At 55.7% G+C, this 5,070-nt stretch carries 6 protein-coding genes and 1 pseudogene; 4 read left to right on the top strand and 3 right to left on the bottom strand.

Annotated elements, in window-relative coordinates; genetic code table 11:
• Positions 1 to 519, top strand: a 519-nt coding sequence (locus Q427_RS30080) for an acyl-homoserine-lactone synthase (protein WP_081785969.1), incomplete at its 5' end; no start/stop codon positions are given.
• A 126-nt stretch (positions 520 to 645) separates the two neighbouring features.
• On the opposite strand, the gene Q427_RS12195 is transcribed toward Q427_RS30080, so the two are convergent.
• From Q427_RS12195 to Q427_RS12185, 3 genes are all read right to left on the bottom strand, one after another.
• Positions 646 to 1,890: a DUF4236 domain-containing protein gene (locus tag Q427_RS12195; RefSeq protein ID WP_043514194.1), complete on the bottom strand. Its 1,245-nt coding sequence runs from the start codon at positions 1,888 to 1,890 to the stop codon at positions 646 to 648.
• Positions 1,891 to 1,908: 18 nt separating this feature from the next.
• Positions 1,909 to 2,655 carry a potassium channel family protein gene (locus Q427_RS12190; RefSeq protein WP_043514201.1) on the bottom strand — a complete coding sequence of 249 codons (747 nt, stop codon included), beginning with the start codon at positions 2,653 to 2,655 and terminating at the stop codon, positions 1,909 to 1,911.
• Positions 2,656 to 2,980: 325 nt separating this feature from the next.
• Complete coding sequence (locus Q427_RS12185) at positions 2,981 to 3,235, bottom strand: hypothetical protein (protein ID WP_081785968.1); 255 nt, start codon at positions 3,233 to 3,235, stop codon at positions 2,981 to 2,983.
• 1 nt (position 3,236) lies between these two features.
• Here Q427_RS12185 and Q427_RS36880 point away from each other — a divergent pair.
• The 3 genes and pseudogenes from Q427_RS36880 to Q427_RS12175 all read left to right on the top strand — a co-directional run.
• Positions 3,237 to 3,464, top strand: a pseudogene (locus Q427_RS36880) (helix-turn-helix domain-containing protein); the annotation flags it as partial.
• Positions 3,465 to 3,623: 159 nt separating this feature from the next.
• Positions 3,624 to 3,911 (top strand): S24 family peptidase, encoded by a 288-nt coding sequence (locus tag Q427_RS33990; protein ID WP_231613665.1) that lies wholly within the window; start codon positions 3,624 to 3,626, stop codon positions 3,909 to 3,911.
• A gap of 127 nt (positions 3,912 to 4,038) precedes the next feature.
• A partial coding sequence (locus Q427_RS12175; protein ID WP_051496321.1) for a DUF262 domain-containing protein occupies positions 4,039 to 5,070 on the top strand: 1,032 nt, incomplete at its 3' end.

The raw sequence follows: 5,070 nt of genomic DNA, 5'->3' as shown, positions 1-5,070 counted from the left end.
TGGAAAATTCCAACCACAGATCATGAGTCACAGCTTGAAACAGATCAGTATGATACCAGTGATGCAATATACACAATCGCTGAAGACGCTAAAGGAAATATCCTCGGTTGTTCCAGGCTCATCCCAACCATCAAGCCTTATCTACTGGCGGAAAAGTTCAGTTTTCTATGCTCGGAAACTTTGCCAAGCACCTGTTTTACTTGGGAAATATCCAGGTTTGCAGGTGAGTCGTATGAGAGCAATGACTTGCCCATAGAGATTTTCAAACGCTCTTTAAGATACGCATGGGATAACGGAGCAAAATCAGTTGTAGCAGTCACCACAGTTGAGATGGAAAGGTATTTCAAGTGGAAGGAAGTGCCTACTAGAAGGATGGGGATTCCAGTTTGCAAAAATAGAATCAATCTCATTGCCTTGGAATTTCCAAATCAAAATAATAATAATGTTTCTGTTGTGGTCAGGGGTGGGTTGCACGTTGGGTCACCAGGAGGTGAACGCGTTAAGTTAAATGCAGGATAGTGTGACTTGTATCAGAATCAGTCACCGGCGCTATCTACCACGCTACTAGCAGCAGTCCTATAACGATGCACCCGCCTTCGGATTTCGCATGTCTCCTCCCCTGCGATTGAATAACTCTCCTACATCCTAGACACGAGCCAGCGCCACTACATCGAACGGCTCAATAGGCTTGAACACCCCCGTCTTGGTCATTTTTCTCCGCAGCTCGAAGCGCTCCAGGGTGGCAGGTGGCTCGATGTCGGCCAGGGCCAAGAAGTTGATCTCTCGCCACTGAGGCTTGGTGACCAGGACACTGTAGAGGTAGCTTTCGGTGGGCTGCCCGGTACCGGCGTCGAGCGCCGGCATGTAGGCCGATACCAGCGCCACCTGGACGGTCGGAAGGCGATGGAATATCTCACCGAGCACCCGCATCGCCACGCCATGTGCGTAGTCGCGATAGAGCATGCGACGCCGAGTGGCGGCGACTTTCTTGACGGAAACCTTCGCCTGCTTGGCGGCCAGGTTGTACTCCACGTCCGGGAAGGCATCCTCTACGGGTAGCTCGATGTCGATAGCGATGGTGCTGGCATCATCACCGAGATCGAAGCTCACGTTCGTCTCCCTCGGCCACGGGATTTCCCCCAGGTGTTCCTCAAGGACATTGGCCATGGCATCGAGGTCCGTCAGCACTAATTCGGTCTCTTGCTCGCGCCGCTGCCGTTCCTGCTCGTTGAAAGCTCGCGCCGCCTCTTCCCATTCGCTGAAGGCGCGTACGTATTGTTCAGTCCGCCGCTCGTTCTGTTCTTCTAGTCGACGCCCCGCCGGGGGCCAGATACGGCTCCACAGCGTCGGCTGGAGGCGAGGCCTGCGCTGAGCCTCAGGCTCGGGGAATCCTCGTCCCTGAAACACTGGCTTGTCTTGTGGGGGCAGCGTATCAATGTGCACTGTGGCCAGCGCCGACAGATCGGCGTTCAGCCGATCACACGCCTGTTGGAGCATATCGCGCATGCCCTCTCCAGCGTACTTACGCAGGATACGGAGCTCCGTCTCATCATATGGCTGGCCCTCGTCGTCGGTGATCACGACCTCGCCGCTCTCATTAACGCGGACACGCGCCACCGCCGAGCCCCCAGACTTGAGCTGCTGCTCAAGTGCCTTGCCCGGAGAGGGTGCCCCTGCCTGGGCGCTGGTTGCACCCCGGCCTCCGCGCTTGTTGAGCTTCTCACGGTAGGCGAGGCCGGTACCCGGCAGTCCCACGTTGCTATAAACACCGCGACGCCCCACGCTTATCTTTGCGCCACGAGGGCCGATGGAGGCCCCGATCCCGCTTTTGCTGAGGTTCAGGCTAATGCCCGGGGCGATACGGATGCGCCGATGAAATCGAAGTGCCATTCCCCGCTCCCTGTCTTGTTACCCGTTATTATCGTTTTCAGCCTGGTCCCGACGTCTCTGCATGGCATCGCTGAAGGCTGCCGCCAGGATGCCGGTCGGCATGGCGATCATGCCGATACCAACGATGGCGGTCAGGCCGGCAAAAAGCTGCCCAGCCGCGGTTATCGGCGTTACGTCCCCGTATCCCACGGTCGTGAGTGTGGCGACGCTCCACCAGAGCGCTCGGGGGATGCTCCCGAAGGCTTCGGGCTGATGGCTGGCTTCCAGCACATAGATCACGCTGCTGGTGACGATCAGCAACGCCACCGCCACCATCAGGCTCACCGTGAGTTCGTAGCGCCGCCCGCGCACCGCCTGATAGAGATCACCGATCGCGTTGGAGAAGCGCCCCAGGCGCGCGAGCCTGAGTAACCGGATCAGCTTGAGCAGACGCAAGGCGAAGGCGTTGACCGCCCCCATGGTCAGGAAGAACGGCAGAATCGCCAGAAGGTCGATGATCGCCCATGGGCTGACCATAAAGCGCAGGCGCCCAGCCAGCCCTCGATAGCGAGGATCTTCGCCGGCCGCGATCACACGCGCGACGTACTCGACCAGGAAGGCCAGCGCCAGTGCAGCCTCGGCGGTGACGAAGGCGCTGGGCGCCAGCGCTCGGACCAGCGGCTCCGTCTCCAGAATGGTCAGTGCCGTGGCGAGGATGATCAGCACGGCTATCAAGCGGTTGGTGATCGATAGCCCAGGGGAGTCACGAGCGGTGGGCTCGAGCATCAGGTAAAGGCGACGTCGCCAACCCTCATAGGGGTTGGCCTTCTGGCTATCCTGGCTGTGCCATTTCCTTTCATGGCATCTCTCTTTGTGTGGCAGGGAAGCGCCCCGGCCAAGGATGGCCACTCCTCTTTGTTCGTCTACACTCCTTTCATGTGCGATAGATTCTCCCAGTTCAGGGCCTTTCCTCGACTCGCTAAGCGCCAGCGCCTGGCGATGCCCGATGCCGACCTGCTGCCTCGCTACAATATCCCGCGGGCACGTGGATCACTGGGTTCCGGCAGGTCGCCCACAATACCCAGCCTGAGCAGCTCAAGTTGTGGTGGGGCTATTGCCCTGCCTGGGCGAAGTGGGTCCTTGGGGCGGCCTGGAACCCGTTCTCTGTGTTGTGCTGGGCTTCCTCGATCCAACCGTCGATCTCTGTGGCTGGGCGTCGTGCTCTTGAGCCACTTCGGCCTTTTTCCCGGCCGGCGAGCAAGTCGCTGACGAGGTTGGTATTGAGGTCATAGGCGCGGCTGAACTCGGAGATGCTGATGCCGCGTTGGTCAAGGGCTTCACAGGCCTGATCACGGGTTAAGGGCATTGTGGTAACCTGTGTGTGTTCGTGTGGGATACGATCATGCCATTATCCAAACGGATATCTACCTAGGGTTGGGGATGCTCAATTGGGAAATTTCGGCGAGCGGCTTCGGCAAGAGCGTGTCCAATTGGATATGCCTCAAGAAGCGTTTGGTGAGGCAGGCGGGGTCAAGAAGGTCGCTCAGTCCAACTATGAAACGGGCAAACGGCATCCTGACTCACAGTACCTTGAGCGTGTCTCTCGCCTCGGCGTGGATATCCAGTATGTCGTCACTGCCATCTGTTCGGATAATGGCCAGGCGGCGTCTGGCCCTGTTGCTTCCCGCATCGATAGCGGTGACGTGTCTTACCGAATAGGATCGCAGCCAGGCGGAGGGCTTTTACCGGTGAGGATGTACGACATCAAAGCGGCGGCCGGCGATGGCCGCACCCTAGAGGGTGGGCCGGTCGAGAGCGTTGTCTACTTCGAGACCGATGCCTTGCATTCGATGGGGCTGGCTCCCGCCGAAGTGGTGGGCGTGAAGGTTCCCGGCGATAGCATGGGCAGCACCCTTGAGGACGGCGACCGTGTGTTGGTCGATCGCAGCCAGCGCAAGCTCGATGGTGTGTTCCTGGTCCGCATTGGCGACGAGCGGCCGGATCAAGCGGCTAGCGGGTTGCCGGCGGGGGCTACATGTTGATCAGTGACAATACGCACTACCCACCAGAGCTTCTGACACCACAGCAGATGGCGAAGGTGGAAATTATCGTAAGGTGCGAAGTGCGGATTGGGCGGATTTCTTAAATAGAATAAGCTGAGGGGGTTCTATGGGCGAAGATGTCCAGGGAAATTTTGGCTTTCCCAACTTTACCGATGAGCGTATCGAAGCTGCGGAGAAACAAATTCTTAGCTTACGCCGAAGGCATGACTACGATATAAGAGAATATCCTGTAGGGGTGATTTACGATAAGTATAGAAACGAAGTTGGGCCAGGGATAGCTGAGCTGTTCGTCCCTGACTACCAACGTGACCATGTCTGGCTTCCTAAGCAAAAAAGTCGATTCATTGAGTCTGTCCTTCTTGACCTCCCTATTCCCTATATCTATGTTTCTGACGTTACGGAGGAGGAACATTCGGGGCTTCTTGAGATCGTTGATGGGTCCCAGCGTGTCAGGACGATTGTCGAATTCATTGAGGATGGATTTTCTTTGACTGGCCTTGAGATACTGAAACTGCTAGAAGGCTTCAAGTTCTCAGATCTTCCCAAGTCCAGGCAGCTGCGGTTTAAGCGGAAAACTTTGCGGACCATTGAGCTCTTAGAATCTGATGAAGAGTCACGTCGTGAGCTTTTTGATCGTTTGAATACAGGTGGGTCTAAACTCAATTATGCTGAGCAGCGTAGAGGTTCTATAGGTGGCCCTTTCCTAGAAATGGTGCAAGAATTAGCAGGGGAAGCATGGTTTCAGGAGCTTTGCCCTGTAGGCCAGGCTAGGCAGAGGCGTAAGGAGTATGAAGAGCTTGTATTAAGGTTTTTTGCTTTTTCCGACAACTATCTAGGGTTTGATCATAGCGTAAACGAATTTCTTGATGAATACCTGAAGGAAAAGAATGAAAGCTTCGATAAGGAAAAATATATAGAGAGATTCAGAGAGGTCATGGAGTTTGTAAAAACTCATTTTCCGTATGGCTTTAGAAAGAACGCAAAAAACACTTCTGTCCCAAGGATTAGATTTGAAGCCATATCAGTTGGCACTTACCTGGCGCTATGTGAAAATCCAGACCTCGTCCCAGATAGCATGGAGTGGCTGTATAGCAATGAATTTAAAGTCATTACCAGCTCGGATGCTAGCAACTCACGG

This window comes from Halomonas sp. BC04 (genome assembly GCF_000568385.1).
Note: the sequence above shows the minus strand (reverse complement) of the source record. Positions and strands in the feature narration are given on the sequence as shown.

Coding starts and splice junctions, on each gene's coding strand:
- Q427_RS12195 (WP_043514194.1), bottom strand. CDS start 1,890: ATGGCACTTCGATTTCATCGGCGCATCCGTATCGCCCCGGGCATTAGC.
- Q427_RS12190 (WP_043514201.1), bottom strand. CDS start 2,655: ATGCTCGAGCCCACCGCTCGTGACTCCCCTGGGCTATCGATCACCAAC.
- Q427_RS12185 (WP_081785968.1), bottom strand. CDS start 3,235: ATGCCCTTAACCCGTGATCAGGCCTGTGAAGCCCTTGACCAACGCGGC.
- Q427_RS33990 (WP_231613665.1), top strand. CDS start 3,624: ATGTACGACATCAAAGCGGCGGCCGGCGATGGCCGCACCCTAGAGGGT.